This is a genomic window from Streptomyces sp. NPDC047841, assembly GCF_040704085.1.
Lineage (GTDB): Bacteria > Actinomycetota > Actinomycetes > Streptomycetales > Streptomycetaceae > Streptomyces > Streptomyces argyrophylli.
On sequence record NZ_JBEYRP010000061.1, the window covers coordinates 1 to 18,726 of the forward strand.

An 18,726-nucleotide genomic window follows, 5' to 3' on the forward strand; every position below is an offset into this window, starting at 1 on the left:
GTCAGGCCCCCACCCTCCGGATACCGCATCCCACCGGCATACCGCAGGGATCATGAACAGTCACCGCCCCGACGACAACCCGAAAAGCTCAGTAAGACCGCTTGCCGGACCCGCGGCAAGGCCCACACACAAGCCCTCCTCCGCCTGGCCCGCCAACGCATCAGCGTCCTGTTCGCCATGCTCCGCGACGGAATCTTCTACCAACCCCGCTTCCCCGAACCGGTCGCCGCCTGACCAGCCCGGGCTTGACGAATGACATAGAGCCACCCTCCCCCGCGGTTGTGAGAAACCGGGCTGGCCGAAGGGAGAGGCGAGTGCCGAAGTCGGCGGGCGCTTGGGGCGCGGTGACTCCCCGTTTTCGACGTGCACTCGGAGGGCGGAACAGCGCACTCGCCCCAGCCTCGCCAGTGGACGTCCGAGCGTCGCCGCGCTGGCCCAGCTCGGCGCGCGGTTAGGGCGGTCCGACCGACCCATCAGCGACTGAGAGACGCCTCTGCCGGATACCAGCTGCACGCTCCGTCCGGGACGGGACGCAACGCAACGAGTGGACCCGGTCCACCTCGCCTGACCACCGCTCACCGGGGAAACCTGCGTGTGCGCACCAGTGTTCTGCGCCAACGACCTTCTTGCCTTGGGCGTACTGCAGACGGCTTTCGACGCGGGTGTCCGTGTGCCCATGACTTGGCTGTTATGGGCTATAACGACATCGATCCCGCAGGGGCCTGCCTCATCCCGCCTGATGTCCGTTCGGCACCCGGTCCGTGAGATCGGGAGCCTGGCGGCCGAGCTCAAGCTGCAGGAGGTGGAGCCTCCTGCTCCCGGCCCGGGCGCACCGGCACACCCGCATCGTTCTCGGGCCGAGCTGGTCGTACGCCGTTCCAACATGCCAAGGTGACGCGGCTGCGCTTCCTGGCTGCCGCCGCCGCGCGAGTACGGCGCGCCCCGGAACGCGGGACCGCACTGTTACGCGGCGGCCTTGGACCCTCGAATGTTCAGGCTGGCAGCCCGGTGCCGGCGACCGTCAGCCGTCGGCACAGTGCGTCCAAATACCCGAGGTGGGCGGTGAGGAAGTCGAAGGCGCCGTCGGACAGGGACCACTGGATCTGGAGGCCATCGGCCACGGCGAGCATTTCGCGAGCGACAGCGAGCCCGTCAACATTGGGGTGCAGTACCCCGGTCTCCGCACCTCGGGCGATGGCCTTCGCGATGATGGCAGTCACGCGCTCGTAGCGCTGCTGGAAGTAGGCGTGGGCAGGGTGGTCGTCCACGCCGGCCTCCGCGGCCAGCAGTGCGAACATCTGCATGAGGCCCGGCTGGGTCACGTTGAACCGGGTCTGCTCGGCGATGAGCTGGAACAGCTCGACGGGGTCAGGAGCATCCAGGTCCAGCCGGTAGTAGAACTGCTCGAACGCCTGGGCCTCGCGCGCCTCCAGGACGGCGCGCAGCAGCTCGCTTTTGCTGCCGAAGTGATGCATGAGGCCGGTATGAGAGATGCCCACATCGGTCGCGATCTTCTGCATCGAGGCGTTGTGGTAGCCCTTCCGCGCGAAATGCGCGATGGCTGTCTCCAGAATCCGGCGCCGACGCTCGTCCGCGGCCGCGTACGTTCCTGTCTTGCGCCGGGTGCGCGGCTGCTTCGCAGCGCGGGGTAGGGCGGAGGCGGAGGTCTCGGCGGCGCTGGACATGCTGACGAGGATACGCTGCCCCGCGGGGGGTACTACAGGTGCTGCAGCAGGGAAGGTCTGGGTCTGCACCAGTCGCGCTTCCGCAGCAGGGCAGGCCATTTTCGGCCATGCCCACTCTGTCGAACGTCACGCGTGTAGTCGCTAGCACCACCGCAGTATCCATGCACAACTCGGGCCCCAAAGATCCACTAGTGGAGTTGGATTGTTCCGGACAGCTGTGGGAGATCGCGAAGCCGCTGATCCCGCCGTCGAAGATGCGGCCGCAGGACGGTGGAACACAGGACATCCCTGATGAGACGCTGTTCGCCGCGATCATCTACGTGCTGGTATCCGGCTGCGCCTGGCGTGCGTTGCCGCCGTGCTTCGGCGTCTCGAAGTCGACCGCCCACCGGCGGTTCCTGATCTGGTCCAGAGCCGGTGTCTGGGGCCGGCTGCACGAGGCCGTGCTGCACCGGCTTGACGACGCCGGCCTCATCGACGTCACCCGCGTCGTGCTGACACCGTCCATGTCCGGGCTAACAAGGGGCGAATACACAGGCCGGAGTCCCGTGGACCGGGGCAAGCCGGGTTCCGAGATGCACGTCCTGTCGGACGCGAACGGACTGGCCCCTCCTCGCTGGCGTCTCCGCGGGTAACACCCATGACAGCGAAGGGCTGAAGCCGATGGTAGAGGGTCACCAAACGAGACACGACCCCATCGGGTCTGCGCAGATGGCTGCGGGGTAAGCGGACCGGCGTGCGCATCGCCCGCCAGGGCATCGAGTCCAGCAAGCGATTAGGGCGACGCCGCTGGGTCATCGAGCGGACGATGTCCTGGCTGTCCGGATACCGCCGGCTCAGCCCCCGCTACGAACGCGATCCCCGCAACTACCTGGCCTTTCTCGGCCTCGCCGCCGCCCTGTGCTGCTACAAGCGACTCATCCGCCTCACCACGTAGACACGGTCCAAGGGGGAACGATGCCGCACGCTTCAGCTCGACTAAGTCTCAAGGGGCGGCTGCGCCGGACCGATCTCTTCGGCCGGGCGGGAGTGGAAATCCAGCCGCCAGGAATGGGCTCCCACACCATTGAAATGTGATCCAAGTCACTCTGTTAAAAACCTGTAACCTAGTCTGCTTTTAAGTTACGGTGCACGGCATCTGAACACTTCCAGCCACTTCGGTGGCTCGGGCGGAACCGGTCCCTACGGAGCCGCCCCCATTCGGAAGGACACGCGATGACGCGTACTCCTGCGGCTTCCCCGCCTCCCGCACCGACTGCGGACCTTCCCTCCGAGCACGGCACTCGTCTGGGCCCCCGGCTGACCGTGGTTCTTCTCGCCATGCTCTGGCCCGCCCAAATGCTCACCGTGGCCGGGGTGTTCACCTCCACCTCACAAGGGGCCATCGCTCAGCACTTCCAGACGACGCAGATCGCCTGGTCCGCCACGATCTACGCGCTGGTGGTCGCGCTGGCGACGCCCTTCGTGGCGAAGGCGGGAGACCTCTTCGGCCGCAAGCGCGTCATGATCGCGATTCTGGCCGCCGGCCTGATCGGTGACCTCATCAGCGTCCTCGCGCCCAACTTCGAGCTCATGCTCGTCGGCCGCGCCATCGCCGGCCTCTACGGGCCGATGGCCGCCCTCGTGTACGCCTCGGCGCGCGACGTCTTCCCGCCCAAGTACGTCGGCCCGGCCACCGGCCTGATCGGCAGCTCCGCCGGCATCATCCTGATCCTCTGCCCCCTTGCCGCCGGCTGGCTGCTCGACCACACCGGCTTCCACGGCGTGCTGTGGGCGCTCGGCGGAGGCATCGCCCTGGGCCTGCTCCTGGTCCTCTTCTTTGTGCCCGACATCCCGCCCACCGAGGAACGCGTCCACTTCGACTGGGCCGGGGGACTCCTGCTCGGCGGCAGCGCCACCGCCCTCGTCTACGCCCTAGCACAGGGCGGCGGTACCTGGGGCTGGACCGACGCCCGCTTCCTCGGCCTGGTGGCCGCCGCAACCGTCCTCGCCGTGCTCTTCGTCGTCGTCGAGCGGCGCGTGACCGAGCCCCTCCTCGACGTCCGCATGCTCGCCCGCCCCGGGGTCTCCACCGTTCTGGCCGGCTCGGCGATCGCCCAGGGCACCTTCTACAGCGCCGGCACCATGGTCGTCTTCGTCGCGCTCTACCCCTCTATCCCCGGCGTCTCCGCGGGCCTGGGCTGGACCGGCACGCACAACGCGATCGTCGGCACTCCGGCCGGGCTCCTGGTCATCCTCGTCGGCCTCGCCGCCGGCGTCCTGACCCGCAAGATCGACCCGCGTCTGCCCTGGCGAGCAGGACTCGTCGTCACCACCGTCGGCCTGATCGCGCAGGGATTCTTCCACCACAATGAGCTGCAGATCATTCTCGCGGGCTGCCTGACCAACATCGGCGCCGGCCTGGTCCTGTCCTGCGCGGGCATCCTCCTGCTCGGCGTGGTCTCCCACCGGGAGCAGGGCGTGGCCAGCGGCATGGCCGTCATGCTCACCAACCTCATGAACGCCCTCACCACCCAGCTGATGTTCACCGCGCTCAACAGCGACCGGAACATCCTGAACGGCACCGCCTTCTACTCCGACAACGCGCTCAGCAAGGCCTACTTCACCCTGGCCGCCTGTATGGGCCTCGCACTCCTGATGTCGTTCTTCATCCCGAAGGTGCTCAGGCCCAACCAGATCGAGACCGGCACGACTGAACAGCTCGTATCGACCCGCTGACACCAGCCGGATACGCAAGGCCACTCCTTGCGCATCCGGCACGTTCCGTTCACCACGTACCGGCGGGACCGAACCTCCGTTCAGCCCATGCCACCACAAGAAGGAGACCCCGTGGCCACCCTCCGCCCCTCCGCATCCTCCCCCCTGCCCTATCAGGACCCCCAGCGCAGCGTCGAGGAGCGCGTCGCGGACCTCCTGGCCCGCATGACCGTGGAGGAGAAGGCTGGCCAGCTCTTCCACACCATGGTCACGATGGGCGAAGGCGGCACGCTCGCCGACGACCCCACCCGGGCTCCTGGCGGCGCCACCGCGCGCACCATGGTCACCGACCAGGCCATGACGCACTTCAACGTGCTCGGCGCGGGAAGCCCTCGGGAGATGGCCGAGTGGCACAACCGCCTGCAGGAGCTGGCCGCCGACACCCGGCTGGGCATCCCGGTCACCCTGTCAACCGACCCGCGGCACTCCTTCACCGACAACCCCGGCACCGCGATGATGGCCGGCCCGTTCTCCCAATGGCCCGAGACCCTCGGCCTGGCCGCCGTGAACGACCCGGACCTGGTCCGCTCCTACGCCGACACCGTGCGCCGCGAATACCTCTCCGTCGGCCTCCGCGTCGCCCTGCACCCCCAGATCGACCTGGCCACCGAACCCCGCTGGTCCCGCATCCAGGGCACCTTCGGCGAGGACGCCGACCTGACCTCGCGCCTGATCGGCGCCTACATCGCCGGCCTGCACGGCCCCGTCTCCGAACTGAGCCCCGACAGCGTGGCGGCCGTGGTCAAACACTTCCCCGGCGGCGGCCCGCAGAAGGACGGCGAGGACCCCCACTTCGCCTACGGCCGCGAGCAGGTCTACCCCGGCGGCCGATTCGACTACCACCTGCAGCCCTTCAAGGCCGCCATCGCCGCCGGCGCCACCCAGATCATGCCGTACTACGGCATGCCCGTCGGGACGGAGCACGAGGAGGTCGGGTTCGCGTTCAGCAAGGGCATCATCACCGGCCTGCTGCGCGAACAGCTCGGCTTCACAGGTCTTGTCGTCGCCGACTGGGGGCTGATCACCGACGGCAACGTCTTGGGCGAACCGCAGCCCGCCCGCGCCTGGGGCGTCGAGCACCTGTCCCCGCCCGAGCGACTGCTCAAGGCCCTGCACGCCGGAGTCGACCAGTTCGGCGGCGAACGCTGCCCCGAACTCATCGTCAACCTCGTCCAGGACGGCCACCTGCAGAAATCCCGGCTCGACGCCTCCGTCGCCCTGCTGCTCGCCGAGAAGTTCCGCCTCGGCCTTTTCGACGACCGCCGCTTCGTCGACCCCGACATGGCCGAGGAAACCGTCGGCCGCGCCGACTTCCGCGCCGCCGGCGCCACCGCTCAGCGCCGCTCCGTGACCGTCCTCAAGAACGACCACGCCCCCGGCGCCTCCGTCCTGCCCCTCACCGGCCGGCCCCGCCTCTACGTCGAGAACATGGACCCGGCAGCCGCAGCCTCCTACACCGACGTCACGGACGACCCGGCGGAAGCCGACTTCGCGATCCTGCGCCTGAACACCCCCTTCGAGCCCCGGCCCGGCGTCTTCGAGTCCTTCTTCCACGCCGGCCGCCTCGACTTCCCCGAGGACGACCTCAAGAAGATCCTCACTCTGCTCGACACGGTTCCCACCATCGTCGTCATCCACCTCGAACGACCCGCGGTCATCCCGGAGATCGCCGACCGCAGCGCCGCCCTCCTCGCCACCTACGGAGCCAGCGACGAAGCAGTCCTCGACACCCTCTTCGGCACCTCCGCCCCCGAGGGACGCCTGCCGTTCCAGCTCCCCCGCTCGATGGACGCCGTGCGGCACGGCCGCCCCGACGTCCCCCAGGAGAGCACCGACCCCCTTTACGCCTTCGGTCACGGCCTGACCCTGCGGGCGACCGATTCCTGACCCGCCCTTCCCTCGCCAGAAAGACGTTCCATGCAAACACGAACCTCAACTCCCGTTCCCGGACGATGAAACCGTCTCAGCTGAGAGAGACGCACTGGCAGGCAATTTCCGGAAAAGGGTTTGCCGACCCTCCAGATCCGCCGTTCCCCGCCGGCCTAATCCCGGAAACCCAAGCAGCGAATTCATGCGCTCTCCCTTGCAAATATCACCAATGCAATACAAGCTGCGCTTTCTCGCTGCGACGTGTCTGCTTTATAACCATGAGGTTGCGTCAGTCACGGTCGAGTAGGGAAACGTGCTGCTCGTCGGCCCGTCACTGGAGCTTGTCACTAACACGGTGGTAATACTTCGCGACCTTGCGACTGTCACGGATCGGTACCTCTCCAGTTGGATCACTGCTACGAAGACGAATCATGGTCGCTCATGAGCGGTACAGCGGCTAGTACTCCAGCAGCACTTTGACGTTTCACCTGCTTAGGGGCGGTCTGGGTGAGTGTAATGGGCTGATGACCGGCCTGTGATCTCTTCCCCGGACCGCCCCTCGATCGTGTGCAGCCGCCGCTGATAGTGAAGCGCTCCGCGCAGCCTCCCGACGTGATCGACGAGCGTGCAGTTGAAATCTGGAACGACGAGCTCGAGGAACTGTTCCTGCGTACCGGCCACCGCTTCAGGCGCATCGAGCCACGTCGCAGGATGCGTAACTACATCCGTGGACTACTGGGCCCGGTCGGCCGCAAAAACGGTTGGCAGCTGGCCGAATACGTCGGACACCGCACACCCGACTGCCTCCAGCGGCTCCTCAACGGCGCCCGCTGGGACGCCGACGACCTCCGCGATGACCTCCAGCACCACGTAGCGGAACGGCTCGACGAGCCCGACGGAATCCTCATCCTCGACGACACCGGCTTCCTCAAGAAGGGCACCGCCGGCCGCAGCGAGCACTGCCAGATCGGCGTGTTCGCCGCCTACGCCACCACACGCGGACGCGCCCTGGTGGAGCGCGAGTTGTTCCTGCCTAAGCACTGGACCGACGACCGCGACCGCTGCCGCGCCGCCCACATCCCGGGCGAGCGGACCTTCGCCACCAAACCCGAGCTGGCCAAGGCCATGGTGCTGCGGGCGATCGCCTCGCCGCTGCCGATCGCCTGGGTGACCGCGGACGCCGCCTACGGCCAGGAGTGGCGGCTGCGCCGCATGCTGGAGGAGACCGGCCTGCCCCATGTCCTCGCGGTCCCCGAGTCACAGCAGGTGCTCCACTTCGCACGCGGTGACGGTGCCAAGCGCGCGTCTACCACTGGACCGCCCTGCAGACCACCTCCATCGAGGACTTCGACGGCGAGATGCCCACCCACCAGCGGTGGGCACTGGCACGCCGCAGCATCAGCAAGCCCGAGGAGATCGCCTACTACCTTGCCTACGCCCGCTCGGCACCACGGTCGAGCACCTGTTCCGCGTCGCCGGGACGCGCTGGGCCATCAAGGAAGCCCTCCAGACCGCGAAGAACGAGTGCGGCCTCGACCAGTACGAAGTCCGCCGCTACACCGGCTGGATGCGGCACATAGCCCTGGCCATATCGGTACATGCCTTCCTGGCCGTCATGGCCGCCGACGCCGCGGCAAAAGGGGCAGCAGAAACGGTTCCTGCCTTGCGCCCCTCATCGTGGCAGAAGTTCGACGGCTCCTGGCAACCGGCCAGTCACCCGCGCCGTTCACCAGCCCCTCATCAGCGCACGCGCACTGAGATGGTCACACTGGCGCAGACGACGCCACGCCATCGCCCGCCGCTGTCACTACCAGCGGCGGCTGCACACGATCGAGGGGCGGTCCGGGAAAGAGATCACGGGCCGGTCATCAGCCCTCTACACTCACCCAGACCGCCCTTGAACAGGGGAAACGTCAAAGTGCTGCTGGAGTATAAAGCCTGCGGAACGCTGAACTGGAAGCGGCGAACGCCGCCCTGCGCGACGAGGTCCACCGGGGCGGCGCCACAGTGGTCTGCCCTGCTGTGACGTCTTGAACGCTTGATGTACTCAGCAACGCCGTGGTGCTGCGGACCGCGAAGTACATTGACGCCGCTGTTGCCGAGTTGCGGGCCGAGGACCACGAGTTCAGGGAGAGGACACGGCGCGGCTGCCGCCGTTGGAACACAAGAACCTTAGCGGGCTGGGCCGTTCCAGTTTCATCGCCCCCGTCCCGGCTGGCGGGAGCCTGCGCCCGCTCCAGATCCTCTCTGATGATCAGCGATCGAGCTGGCGGTGCCATGAGTACGCCGTCAACCGTGTCAGCCCGCTGTGGCGGTGCTGCATGGCGATGGGGAACGGGGACTCGCGGGATGCGAACGGATCTGCATGCAGCACTGCGGTCCCGCCGGCTGTTTCGTCGCCGTTGAGACGTCGCTCGTCCCCGCTGACCTCGATGACTCGTTCGATGCCGGCCTGCTTGGAGGGGTCAACATGCTCGAGATCTGCTCGGAACCCTCTGCCGACGAGAACGAATTGCTCGGGTCCTTCCTGAACGACCAGGCCGTACCCGACCCGTCCATCAGGGGGCGTGCCGATGCTGTGGAAGCGACTGATGCGGAGGCGGAGCTGGTCGAATTCGAGCACGGCGGTCGGCGCGGTGTCCGATAGCGCGAACCCTGCCCGGGGGTAGGACCGATTCTCTTCGTCGACGAACATCGGCGCGGCCTGCTCAAGGAGGGCGTACGCGTCCCGGAGCCGTTCGACATCGACGTCGGCGCCGGAGTCGATACCGAAGGGTGACACCCCCAGCGCACGCCACGTGCCGATCATCTGGAACACCTGGCCGGCGGCGAGCTCGTCGCGGCGCATCTCGGGCACGAGCACTCCGCCGCTGAACTCCTGGAAGCTGCTCATGGTCTTCGCGAGATCCCCAAAGTAGTAGTCGGGGGCGAACAGGTCGAGGGACGGAGCGAGCGCACGCCAGACCGGCGCGACTCGAGGCAGTGGGCCGCCGCTGGGGTAGATGCCCGGCCGCATTCCGCCTGCGACGGCGAACCCCGGAATGTCGATATCGCTGTCGATGTCGTCGAGCCAGGCGTTCACGTAGAACGGGATGTCGCTGTATGCCCGGGCTGCTGCAGCGAGCCGCTCGATGTGTGCCGCGAAGCCTGCGGCCATGAACAGCTCGTCTCGGTCGTCGTCACTGCCCGGAAGCGCGCCCCACCCGTCCGACCGGCACCGCTGGGCAGTGGCCTCGTCGAGCGCCAGCGCCTCGATGACGCGCTCTGGCACCGGCGCATGCCATGCCTCGAGGCCGCTGCGGGACCGGTCGCGGGATGCACCGAGCAGTCCGGCCTCGTTCTCGATCTGGATTGCGAGGACCGTGCCGTGGCCCTGGTCCACCCGCTCAACGTGTCGTACGAGCGCCACGAAGGCGTCCTGGTCCAGAGCCGACGATCCGAACGGCGTGAACGTCTCGATGACGCGGCCGTCGTCCAACACGCACCGCTCGAACGTCTCGGCATCGCGCTTGGCCCAGCCGGGTGCGTACGAGGATGATGCGTTCTTCCACACGCCGAACCACAGCAGCACCACGCGGAGATTCCGTCGGCGTGCGGCGGCCAGGATCCGGTCGATGGACGTCATGTCGAACCGGCCCGGCGCTGCTTCGATCGACTCCCAGTCGACGCTGGCGAACACGGTGTTCGCGTGCACCCACTCCGCCGTCGCAAGTGCGTGCTCGAGCGCCCTAGGCGACGAGGACGATGAGTTGTGCAGCTCGACGCCGCGGATCAGGAACGGCTCGGATCCCACGAACATCCGAGCCGCGGCCTCTGAGCGGTTCAGCCACGCTCGCGGCGCCTTGGGCTCGGGGCTTTCATCGCGTGCGGCGTGCTCCACCGTGATCGTCATGGTTCTCCTCTTCACCGCAACCGAACTTGTAGCAGTTGCTCGGTTTTCAGAGTAGCGTCCTGTCGCCGAACCCCGCAAAGGAGCATCCTCATGGCCGTCCCACGTCAAGATGTCGAAGGCCTCGCAGTTGGATCTGGCGCGGAGCAAAAGCCGCCGCGCCTCGCCTCGGCCCCCTGCTGTTCATCGCGCCTGCGGGTTAGACGTTCCCGTTGGCCGCAGCCGGAACGCTGATCCCGGCGATCACGACCGAGATCGACCCGGCGCAGAAGATGGCGCTGTACGCCACGCTCGCTACCCGCAGGTTCGCTTGCCAGCATGGTCGCGACGATCGTCATCGGCTGTCTGTCGGACCGCACGCGCTCTCGATTCGGCAAGCGCAATCCGTGGATCTTCTCCGGCGGTTTCCCGCTCGCCCTGGCCGCGACCGCGATGTCGTTCACGAGTAACTTCGCGCTGCTCGTGTCGCTGTGGATCGTCTTCCGGGTCGGTCTCGCCGTGGTCCTCGCGCCGCTGTTCGCTGTGCTTCCAGATCGGTTCGCGCCGAAGAACCTCGGAAAGACGTCGACGCTGATCAGTCTTGGTCAGCTGGTTGCACAGAGCCTCGGCTCGGTCGCGGCCGGTGCGCTCATCTCCGACAACGCGGCGAGGCCCGGGAGCCGTTCTCCGCTGGCGCGTTGCTACGCAGCTTCGTTCTCCCCGAAGGACCGGGACTTCATCCTCGCGCTCGTCGGCCGGTTCCCGCTCCTGTCCTTAATGAGCGTGCTGCTGTACCAGCTGTACGTGCTGACCGACTACGTGAAGCTGAGCCTGCCCGCTGTGGGCGCTGTGGTGGCAACTGGCGGGATCCTGCTGGGGGTGAGTTCCGGTGCCGGCACGTTGCTCGCCACCCCTATCTCCGACGAGTTCGGTAAGCGGAAGGCCATCGTCATCGGCGCCTCCTTCGTGTCCGTCATGGCGGAGACCCCGCTGGCGATGACGAGCTCGCTGGCGGCGTTCTACGTGTTCATCCTCGTCGGCGGCTTCGCATGCGGGATGTACGTTGCCGTCGATCAGGCGCTGCTCGCGGAGGTGCTCCCGTCAACGACAGACCGCGCGAAGGGCATGGGGATGCTGGCCGTGGCGAACACGGACCTGCAGGAGCTGGCACCCATCATCTCGGGGCTCATCGTGACCGCCGTCGGCTGCCAAGCCGTGTTTGTCGTCGCGATCGTGCTCGCCGTCATCTCCGCACTGGCCCTGCTCCCGCTTCGGAGGGTCGCGTAGCTGGAAGGCAGCGTGACTATACTTGCAGGCATGAGTTCCGCGACGGCCCCTGGCAGGAGCCGTGGGCCGTACGCCAAAACTGCGCAACGCCGCGCCGAAATCATCGCCGCAGCATCGAGAGTCTTCGCAGTCAGTGGATACCATGGCGGGTCGCTCCGCCAGATCTCACGAGATCTCGACCTCAGCTTCACCAGCTTGCTGCATCATTTTCCTTCCAAGGACGAACTCCTCGTCGCGGTGCTCGAGGACGCTGATTCTGCCGAGCGTGACGCCGTTGAGACGGACCTGCGGGAACGGGGCGTCGTCGAGGCAATGGTCAACCTCGCTTCCAGGAATCTGCGGAAGCCCGAGATGCTTCGACTCGTTGCCGTTCTCGCCGCTGAGGCATCGTCCCCGGGCCACCCCGCGCACCAGTGGTTCGACGAGCGCTACGTACGCTTGCGGGAACTGCTCACCGAAGCGATCCGTGAGGACCAACGGCAGCAGCGCGCGATGTCGACCGCCGAGCCGGCGCAGCTCGCCGCGCAACTCATCGCTCTCTGGGACGGGCTGCAGTTGCAATGGCTCATCCGGCCCCAGACAAACATGATCGACCTGCTCCGAACGGCGGCGCGTGGACTGCTCGACGCCTAGCCGGGTGTCGGCGGTGCCGCGTACAAGAGGCTCGGGGAGCATCCTCACTGGACTTTCCCCGTGATGCTGGGCACTCCATACTTACGCCGCGAGGGCGTGTCCTTACTCGTGTTGCTGCCTGGTCTCCAGCGGTGTCAGGTAGCCCCAGTGTGGGTGTTTCCCGCGGCCGCCTGTGGTTCCACCGGGCCGTCGGCGGCCTCGCTCCAGCAGCCCCCGGTTACCGCCGCATCCTCATCAAGCCACGCCCCGGCGGCGGCCTCACCTGGGCACGCACGGAACACCGGACCCCGTGCGGAGCCGCGTAGGTCTTCTGGCGCATCGAAGACGACCGGCTCATTGTCGAAGCGACCGTCCCGCCGGGTACCGAAGCTGTGATCGACCTGCCGGGCGTCGAACCACGAACCGTCGCAGCGGGAACGCACATGCTCACAGGATCACTTTTGTGAGAAGGACCCTCGGATGAGGAGGCCTGCGTCACCCCGAATCCAAGGTGACGCGGGCCTCGTGGGAGCCGGGACAAGGGAAGGAATCCTGCGGCACGACTCCGCCGGACCGGCCGGGTGGCACGGTCCGGGGTGCGGTCCGTCAGGGACGGATGATGAGGTCGGGGCCGGTGGCGGCGCGTACGCCCTCGACCGTCACGCCCGGCGCCGTCTCGCGAAGCACCAGTCCCTCGGGGGTTACATCGATGACCGCGAGATCGGTGACGATCCGGTCGACGACGGCCTTTCCGGTCAGCGGGAGGGTGCAAGCAGGCACGATCTTGTGCGAGCCGTCTTTCGCAACGTGCTCCATCATCACGATGACCCGGCGGGCTCCGTGGACGAGGTCCATGGCTCCGCCCATGCCCTTGACCATCTTCCCGGGGATCATCCAGTTGGCCAGGTCCCCCGTTTCGGAGACCTGCATGGCCCCCAGGACGGCGGTATCGAGGTGGCCACCGCGGATCATGGCGAAACTGTCGGCGGAGTCGAAGAACGACGCCCCTGGAAGAACGGTCACCGTCTCCTTGCCCGCGTTGATCAGGTCGGGGTCCACGGTGTCCGGCGTGGGATAGGGGCCAGTGCCCAGAATGCCGTTCTCGCTGTGCAGGACCACCGAGACACCCGGGGGTAGGTGGTTGGGCACGAGAGTGGGCAGGCCTATGCCCAGGTTGACGTATTCCCCGTTGCTCAGTTCCTCGGCCACTCGTGCGGCCAGTTGCTCACGCGTGCGGCTCACCGACCCGCTCCTTCCGTGACGGTACGACGCTCCACGCGCTTGTCGGCGGCCTGTTCGGGGGTGAGCGGCACGACGCGCTGGACGTACAATCCTGGAGTGTGCACCACTGCGGGATCGATCTCGCCGGGCTCCACCAGGCGTTCAACCTCGGCGATGGTGATCCTGCCAGCAGCTGCCGCGAGGGGGTTGAAGTTGCGTGCGGCGGCGTCGAAGACAAGGTTTCCGTGCCGATCACCGACCGCCGCGCGGACCAGGGCGAAGTCGGTCGTGATGCCGGTTTCGAGGACGTAGTCGCGCCCGTTGAAGCTCCGGGTCTCTTTCGCGGGAGAGCTGACGCTCACCGAACCGTCGGCGGCGAAGCGCCATGCCATGCCGCCCTCAGCGACCGCCGTGCCGACCCCGGCCGGGGTGTAGAAGCCCGGTATACCGGCGCCTCCGGCGCGCAGGCGCTCGGCCAGTGACCCCTGGGGAACGAGCTCCACCTCGAGCTCGCCCTTGAGGTACTGGCGCTCGAACTCCTTGTTCTCACCCACATACGAGGAGGTCATCCGGGCGATGCGGTGCTGCGCGAGCAGCACGCCGAGCCCGAAGTCGTCAACGCCGCAGTTGTTGGAGACCACGTGCAGCCCGGAGGTCCCCGCTTTCAGCAGGGAGTCGATCAGCGTGGCAGGGATGCCGCAGAGGCCGAACCCGCCGACGGCCAACGACGCACCGTCGGGAATGTCGGTGACGGCCTCCGCCGCGCTCACGAACACCTTGTCGAGGGTCATGACCGCGCCTCCCGGAAGGCCTCGGACCCGTGCATGGCACCGGCTCCGAGGCGAGCGGCCGGAACCGGAGGTGTGGAGGATGGGGGAATCAAGCTCGTACTCCCTCGTGACGGCAATGCTCACACCTTCGGACAACTGCGGGCTTCCCGGAAGACGAACCTTCCAATAGGGATCATTGACGGCGTCGATGATCCAGGGTCCGAGCGGTACCGCATCGACGTGTGGACACGCGGGGCGGGTCTTGGGAGATTTTTCTCGTCAGCACCCCGGAAGCGCCGAGCAGGCACGTTCGACCACGCTCCGGAGGTAGACGTGTTCAGGATCGTCATCGCTCACCGGGTGCCACCACATCGCCTCCACCAATGGGCCGGCGGGAAAAGGGCAGGGCAGAACGCGCAGGCCGGCCAGGGGGATGGTGCCGTGGAGCAGCCGCTCCTGGATCAGTGCGACACGCTGGGATCCCGCGATCAGTCCCGGCACCGCGAGGAAGCTGTCGGTGACGAACTGGATGCGGGGCTCGATCCCGAGCATGCGCATTTGCCGGACCGCCGGAGTGGAAGCGGTAGGGCCGAGGTAGGAGGCCACCCAGGGCAACGCGCACAGGTGCTCGACGGTCAGCTCCTCGCCGACCAAGGGATTCTCCTCGGCGACGAGGCACATCCAACGGTCCTCGAAAAGGTCCTGGTGCGGCAGGTCCACCACGAAGCCGTGCGGCATGAACAACAGGTCGTGACCGAGGACAGCTTGCTCGGGAAGGTCCGCCGTCGTACTGGAGATCGGACTCATTCGCAGCCGGCTTCGCGGTGCCTCCTGCGCCAGCATGTCAGTGATGGCCGGGCCGAGAACAGCCAGCGCGTAGTCGCTGACCAAGAGCCGGAACTCGCGGGTGCTGGTGGCCGGATCGTAGGACGAGTTGGTCTGGAAGACGCGGTCCACCTCTATCACGGCGACGCGGACCCGGTCCCGCAACCGGGCGGCGAGCGGAGTCAAGCGGTACTCATTGCCCGCGCGAACGAGGAGTGCGTCCGCGAAGTGCCGCCGGAGGCGCGCGAGGGAGGAGGACAAAGTCGGCTGGGCCAGCCCCATTCGTCTGGCCGCCCGGGTGACACTGCGCTCCTCCAGGAGCGCTTCGAGGGAAAGGAGCAGGTTCAGATCGAGACGCCGTAGGCTCATGCACCTGAGCTTATAGACACCGTCGATGATCCGTATCGAAAGGTTCGTCTTCCCGAAATCCCGCGCTTACACGACTGTAATGGGCAACGTCGTTGCGAGGGAGAACGGGCGTGGACACATCATTGCCTTTGGGCTTCGGCTCCATTGATCACGGTGATGCCGAGAAGGCGATCGCCGAGGCCGCAGTCCGCTGCTCGAACGAGGGCCGATGGGGCGCCGACGACGTGCTCGGCACGTTGAACTTCCTGGACGACGCCAAGCGTGTCCAGGGGGCGGCGCTGGTCCGGCGAGGCAGGAGCTTTTCTCTGGCTCAAAGGTTTGATCAGGACGGCCCGCAGAAGGGCTGGCGCCGCCGCTGCAACCCGGTGCACACCATGCTGTCCAGCGGTCTGGACGCCGAGTTCGGTCCGGCGGAGTTCCCCCATGGTCTCGGTGGCGCGGACGACGTGGTCTTCATGCCGCTCCAGGCGTCCACCCAGTGGGACGGCCTCGGCCACATCTTCGACCACGGCCGTGCCTACAACGGGCGGCGGGCCTCCGAGGTCGTCACGAGCGAGGGTGACCAGGTCACCGGGATTGAGACGGCCGCGGCCCACATCGCCGGCCGCGGAGTCCTCCTCGATGTGGGTCGCGCCGTGGGCGAGAACGGAGAACTTCCCGACGGTTTCGCCATCACCCCGGACCACCTGAGGGCCACCGTTGAAGCCCAGGGCGTGGCCTCGTCCGTCGGACGCGGCGATCTAGTCCTGGTCCGCACCGGGCAGCTCGCCCGGGCCCGGCGAGACGGCTGGGGCGACTACGCCGGCGGCGCAGCGCCGGGACTGTCCTTCACCACCGCGGACTGGCTCCACGGCACCGAGATCGCCGGCCTGGCCACCGACACCTGGGGGTTCGAGGTGCGGCCCAATGAGTTCCCGGGCGCCTTCCAGCCGTTGCACCAGGTCGCCATCCCGCACATCGGCCTCTTCATCGGGGAGATGTGGGACCTGGAGGAGCTGGCCGAGGACTGCGCGGCCGACGGCGTCTACGACTTCCTGCTGGCCGCCGCGCCGCTGCCCGTCACGGGCGCGGTCGGGGCGCCGGTCAATCCGCTTGCGATCAAGTAGCGGCGATTCCCGCCTTCCATGCGAGCCCTCGTGTCCGTACCCACCCCTGGGGCCCAGAGCCCCCGCTCAGCATTTGAGGAGATCCCCGTGCCCGCAGTCAGCCGCGTGCTCGTCGTCGGCGCTGGCGCCGCCGGTGCGGCCACCGCCGTCTTCCTGGCCCAGAACGGGGTCCACGTCGACGTCATCGACGTCAAGACCGAGGCCACCGCCCTAGGCTCCGGCATCACCCTGCAGGGCAACGCGCTGCGGGTGTTCCAGCAGCTCGGTGTGCTGGACCAGGTGATCGAGGCCGGCTACCCCTATGACGGGCTGGGCCTGCGCGCCCCGGACGCGGACGGGACGCTCCTCGCCGAGATTCCCGACGCCAAGACTGGCGGACCCGACCTGCCCGCGGTCGTCGGCATGCTCCGCCCTGACATGGCACGCATCCTGATCGAGCGGGCGGAGAGTGTCGGTGCCACTGTCCGGTACGGGACCACCTGCGCCACATTCACCCAGGACGAGCACGGCGTGGACGTCAGCTTCAGCGACGGGTCGACCGGCCGTTACGACCTGGTCGTCGGCGCCGACGGCATCCGTTCCTGGACCCGTCGCACGCTCGGTATCGAACTGGAGACCCGCGATACCGGAATGGGCATCTGGCGCGTCTACGGTCCCCGGCCCGAGAGCATCACGCGCACCGACCTCTTCTACGGCGGCCCCGCGTACATCGCCGGCTACTGCCCGACCGGTGAGAACAGCATGTACGCCTACCTCGTGGAGCCCGCCACCGACCGCTCCGGGCTGGCGCCCGAGCAGCAGCTCGAGGTGATCCGCGAACTGGCCTCGCACTACCACGGTCCCTGGGACGAGATCCGGGTTTCTCTCAACGACGCGTCCAAGGTGAACTACACCTGGTTCGAGACCCACGTCCTGGACGCTCCCTGGCACCGCGGCCGTGTCGTCCTCATCGGTGACGCAGCCCACGCCTGCCCGCCCACCCTCGCCCAGGGTGCCGCGATGGCGCTGGAGGACGCAGCCGTCCTCGCGGAACTGCTGACGAGCAGTCAGCTTCTGGATGAGGGACTGTGGCAGACCTTCACGGAACGCCGCTACGCGCGTGCCAAATGGGTCGTGGACGCCTCCAACCAGCTCGGTCAGTGGCTCCTGGACGGCGTGCAGGGGGATGTCCCCGCTCTGATGCACCAGCTCGCCGAGTTGGTCTCCGAACCGGCCTGACCCGCCCCTTTCCCTGCTCACTCCACAACCCCCATCCCAACAAACCCCGAGGAGAGGGCCATGCCACGCCGACTCATCACGCACCTCCGGCACGTCGACTTCGCCGTGCCCGACTACGACACCCAGGTGGAGTTCTACAAAAACACCTGGGGTCTGACCCCCACCGACACCGACAGCGGCCTGTCGTTCTTCGCCGCCGAGGGCTCCCCCGAGCAGTACGTGATCCGGTTGCGCCGCTCCAAGGAGAAGCGCCTGGACCTGCTCGCGTTCGGCGCCGCGAGCCAGCAGGACGTCGACGCGCTGGCCGAGCGGCTGATCGCCGGTGACCAGAAGCTCATCAGTGAGCCCGGCCGGCTGCAGACCCCCGGAGGCGGCTACGGCTTCCGCTTCTTCGACGTGGACGGTCACGTCGTCGAGGTCTCCTGCGACGTCGCGGCTCGCAAGCACCGCAAGATCGACGAGCGCGAAGCGATCCCGGTGCGTCTGGCCCACGCGGTGATCAACTCGCCCGACATCGAACGCACCAAGGCGTTCTACGAGACCTACCTGGACTTCGATCTCTCAGACACCCTGAAGCATCCCGCCATGGGCGAGATGATGCACTTCATGCGGTGCAACCCGTACCACCACAACCTCGCCATCGCCCGCGCGCCGCACTCCTCGGTCCACCACGTCTCCTTCGAGATGCGCGGCCTGGAGGAGTGGCTGCGCGCCGGCGGCCGCGCCCGCCGGGCCGGGACCGAGAAGGTCTGGGGGCCGGGCCGCCACATGGCCGGCGACAACGTGTTCCTGTACTTCCTCGACCCGCACGGCAACGGCCACGAGTTCACCTACGGTATCGAGACGCTGGACGAGGACACCTGGCACCCGCACGTCTACGACCTCGGCCAGCCGGAGAACCAGGACCAGTGGGGGCTGGCGGACCCCATGGACGAGCTGATCGCCAAGAAGCTCTTCAACACGCCCGACCCACTCTTCCAGGCCCCGCCGGTCTGATGCGGTTCGCCACCTGGGAACTGCCCGAAGGCCGGGTGGAGGCCGGAGCGGCGATCGACGACGCGATCACCACCATGGACAACCACTCGCCTGTCCCGCCGATCGACGACGCGATCACCACCATGGACAACCACTCGCCCGTC

Annotated in this window: 14 protein-coding genes and 3 pseudogenes; 12 read left to right on the forward strand and 5 right to left on the reverse strand. The window is 67.5% G+C overall.

Annotation, left to right across the window (positions count from 1 at the left end):
• Positions 1 to 105: 105 nt before the first annotated feature.
• Positions 106 to 234: pseudogene (locus AB0947_RS41685) on the forward strand (IS110 family transposase); the annotation flags it as partial.
• A 370-nt stretch (positions 235 to 604) separates the two neighbouring features.
• The gene (locus AB0947_RS41690) at positions 605 to 895 is read left to right on the forward strand and encodes a substrate-binding domain-containing protein (protein WP_366755602.1); all 291 of its coding nucleotides are present in this window, start codon (positions 605 to 607) and stop codon (positions 893 to 895) included.
• Between the two features lie 97 nt (positions 896 to 992).
• On the opposite strand, the gene AB0947_RS41695 is transcribed toward AB0947_RS41690, so the two are convergent.
• Positions 993 to 1,685, reverse strand: coding sequence for a TetR/AcrR family transcriptional regulator (locus AB0947_RS41695; protein ID WP_366755589.1), 693 nt, complete (start codon positions 1,683 to 1,685; stop codon positions 993 to 995).
• Positions 1,686 to 1,886: 201 nt separating this feature from the next.
• On the opposite strand from AB0947_RS41695, the pseudogene AB0947_RS41700 reads away from it, so the two are divergent.
• The 4 genes and pseudogenes from AB0947_RS41700 (at position 1,887) to AB0947_RS41715 (ending at position 8,069) form a co-directional block, all read left to right on the forward strand.
• Positions 1,887 to 2,622 (forward strand): annotated as a pseudogene (locus AB0947_RS41700) (IS5 family transposase).
• A gap of 278 nt (positions 2,623 to 2,900) precedes the next feature.
• On the forward strand, positions 2,901 to 4,403 hold the full coding sequence (locus AB0947_RS41705) for an MFS transporter (protein ID WP_366755590.1): 1,503 nt from the start codon (positions 2,901 to 2,903) through the stop codon (positions 4,401 to 4,403).
• A gap of 111 nt (positions 4,404 to 4,514) precedes the next feature.
• Entirely contained in the window at positions 4,515 to 6,329 is a 1,815-nt protein-coding gene (locus AB0947_RS41710; protein WP_366755591.1) for a glycoside hydrolase family 3 N-terminal domain-containing protein, read from the forward strand.
• Between the two features lie 594 nt (positions 6,330 to 6,923).
• A complete protein-coding gene (locus AB0947_RS41715) occupies positions 6,924 to 8,069 on the forward strand; it encodes an IS701 family transposase (RefSeq protein ID WP_366755592.1) in 1,146 nt (381 codons plus the stop codon).
• Positions 8,070 to 8,565: 496 nt separating this feature from the next.
• Here AB0947_RS41715 and AB0947_RS41720 read toward each other — a convergent pair whose 3' ends face one another.
• Entirely contained in the window at positions 8,566 to 10,203 is a 1,638-nt protein-coding gene (locus AB0947_RS41720; protein WP_366755593.1) for a DUF5597 domain-containing protein, read from the reverse strand.
• Between the two features lie 315 nt (positions 10,204 to 10,518).
• Between AB0947_RS41720 and AB0947_RS41725 the strand changes: the two genes are divergently transcribed.
• From AB0947_RS41725 to AB0947_RS41735, 3 genes and pseudogenes are all read left to right on the forward strand, one after another.
• Complete coding sequence (locus AB0947_RS41725) at positions 10,519 to 11,466, forward strand: MFS transporter (protein ID WP_366755594.1); 948 nt, start codon at positions 10,519 to 10,521, stop codon at positions 11,464 to 11,466.
• 30 nt (positions 11,467 to 11,496) lie between these two features.
• Positions 11,497 to 12,099, forward strand: coding sequence for a TetR/AcrR family transcriptional regulator (locus tag AB0947_RS41730; RefSeq protein ID WP_366755595.1), 603 nt, complete (start codon positions 11,497 to 11,499; stop codon positions 12,097 to 12,099).
• Positions 12,027 to 12,545 (forward strand): annotated as a pseudogene (locus AB0947_RS41735) (alpha-L-rhamnosidase C-terminal domain-containing protein). The gene AB0947_RS41730 and the pseudogene AB0947_RS41735 overlap by 73 nt, the downstream one beginning before the upstream one ends.
• A 139-nt stretch (positions 12,546 to 12,684) precedes the next feature.
• On the opposite strand, the gene AB0947_RS41740 reads toward AB0947_RS41735, so the two are convergent.
• The 3 genes from AB0947_RS41740 to AB0947_RS41750 all read right to left on the reverse strand — a co-directional run bounded on the left by AB0947_RS41740 (position 12,685) and on the right by AB0947_RS41750 (position 15,263).
• Complete coding sequence (locus tag AB0947_RS41740; RefSeq protein ID WP_366755596.1) at positions 12,685 to 13,320, reverse strand: CoA transferase subunit B; 636 nt, start codon at positions 13,318 to 13,320, stop codon at positions 12,685 to 12,687.
• Complete coding sequence (locus AB0947_RS41745) at positions 13,317 to 14,090, reverse strand: CoA transferase subunit A (protein ID WP_366755597.1); 774 nt, start codon at positions 14,088 to 14,090, stop codon at positions 13,317 to 13,319. The genes AB0947_RS41740 and AB0947_RS41745 overlap by 4 nt, the downstream gene beginning before the upstream one ends.
• A gap of 258 nt (positions 14,091 to 14,348) precedes the next feature.
• Positions 14,349 to 15,263, reverse strand: a complete 915-nt coding sequence (locus AB0947_RS41750) for a LysR family transcriptional regulator (RefSeq protein WP_366755598.1) — start codon at positions 15,261 to 15,263, stop codon at positions 14,349 to 14,351.
• 110 nt (positions 15,264 to 15,373) lie between these two features.
• Here AB0947_RS41750 and AB0947_RS41755 point away from each other — a divergent pair, with 110 nt between their 5' ends.
• The 3 genes from AB0947_RS41755 to AB0947_RS41765 all read left to right on the forward strand — a co-directional run bounded on the left by AB0947_RS41755 (position 15,374) and on the right by AB0947_RS41765 (position 18,583).
• Positions 15,374 to 16,369, forward strand: a complete 996-nt coding sequence (locus AB0947_RS41755; RefSeq protein ID WP_366755599.1) for a cyclase family protein — start codon at positions 15,374 to 15,376, stop codon at positions 16,367 to 16,369.
• Positions 16,370 to 16,456: 87 nt separating this feature from the next.
• Positions 16,457 to 17,587: an FAD-dependent monooxygenase gene (locus AB0947_RS41760; RefSeq protein WP_366755600.1), complete on the forward strand. Its 1,131-nt coding sequence runs from the start codon at positions 16,457 to 16,459 to the stop codon at positions 17,585 to 17,587.
• A 60-nt stretch (positions 17,588 to 17,647) separates the two neighbouring features.
• Positions 17,648 to 18,583 (forward strand): VOC family protein, encoded by a 936-nt coding sequence (locus tag AB0947_RS41765; protein WP_366755601.1) that lies wholly within the window; start codon positions 17,648 to 17,650, stop codon positions 18,581 to 18,583.
• Positions 18,584 to 18,726: the final 143 nt, after the last annotated feature.

Coding starts and splice junctions, on each gene's coding strand:
- AB0947_RS41720 (WP_366755593.1), bottom strand. CDS start 10,203: ATGACGATCACGGTGGAGCACGCCGCACGCGATGAAAGCCCCGAGCCC.
- AB0947_RS41750 (WP_366755598.1), bottom strand. CDS start 15,263: ATGAGCCTACGGCGTCTCGATCTGAACCTGCTCCTTTCCCTCGAAGCG.
- AB0947_RS41745 (WP_366755597.1), bottom strand. CDS start 14,090: ATGACCCTCGACAAGGTGTTCGTGAGCGCGGCGGAGGCCGTCACCGAC.
- AB0947_RS41705 (WP_366755590.1), top strand. CDS start 2,901: ATGACGCGTACTCCTGCGGCTTCCCCGCCTCCCGCACCGACTGCGGAC.
- AB0947_RS41730 (WP_366755595.1), top strand. CDS start 11,497: ATGAGTTCCGCGACGGCCCCTGGCAGGAGCCGTGGGCCGTACGCCAAA.
- AB0947_RS41725 (WP_366755594.1), top strand. CDS start 10,519: ATGGTCGCGACGATCGTCATCGGCTGTCTGTCGGACCGCACGCGCTCT.
- AB0947_RS41765 (WP_366755601.1), top strand. CDS start 17,648: ATGCCACGCCGACTCATCACGCACCTCCGGCACGTCGACTTCGCCGTG.
- AB0947_RS41695 (WP_366755589.1), bottom strand. CDS start 1,685: ATGTCCAGCGCCGCCGAGACCTCCGCCTCCGCCCTACCCCGCGCTGCG.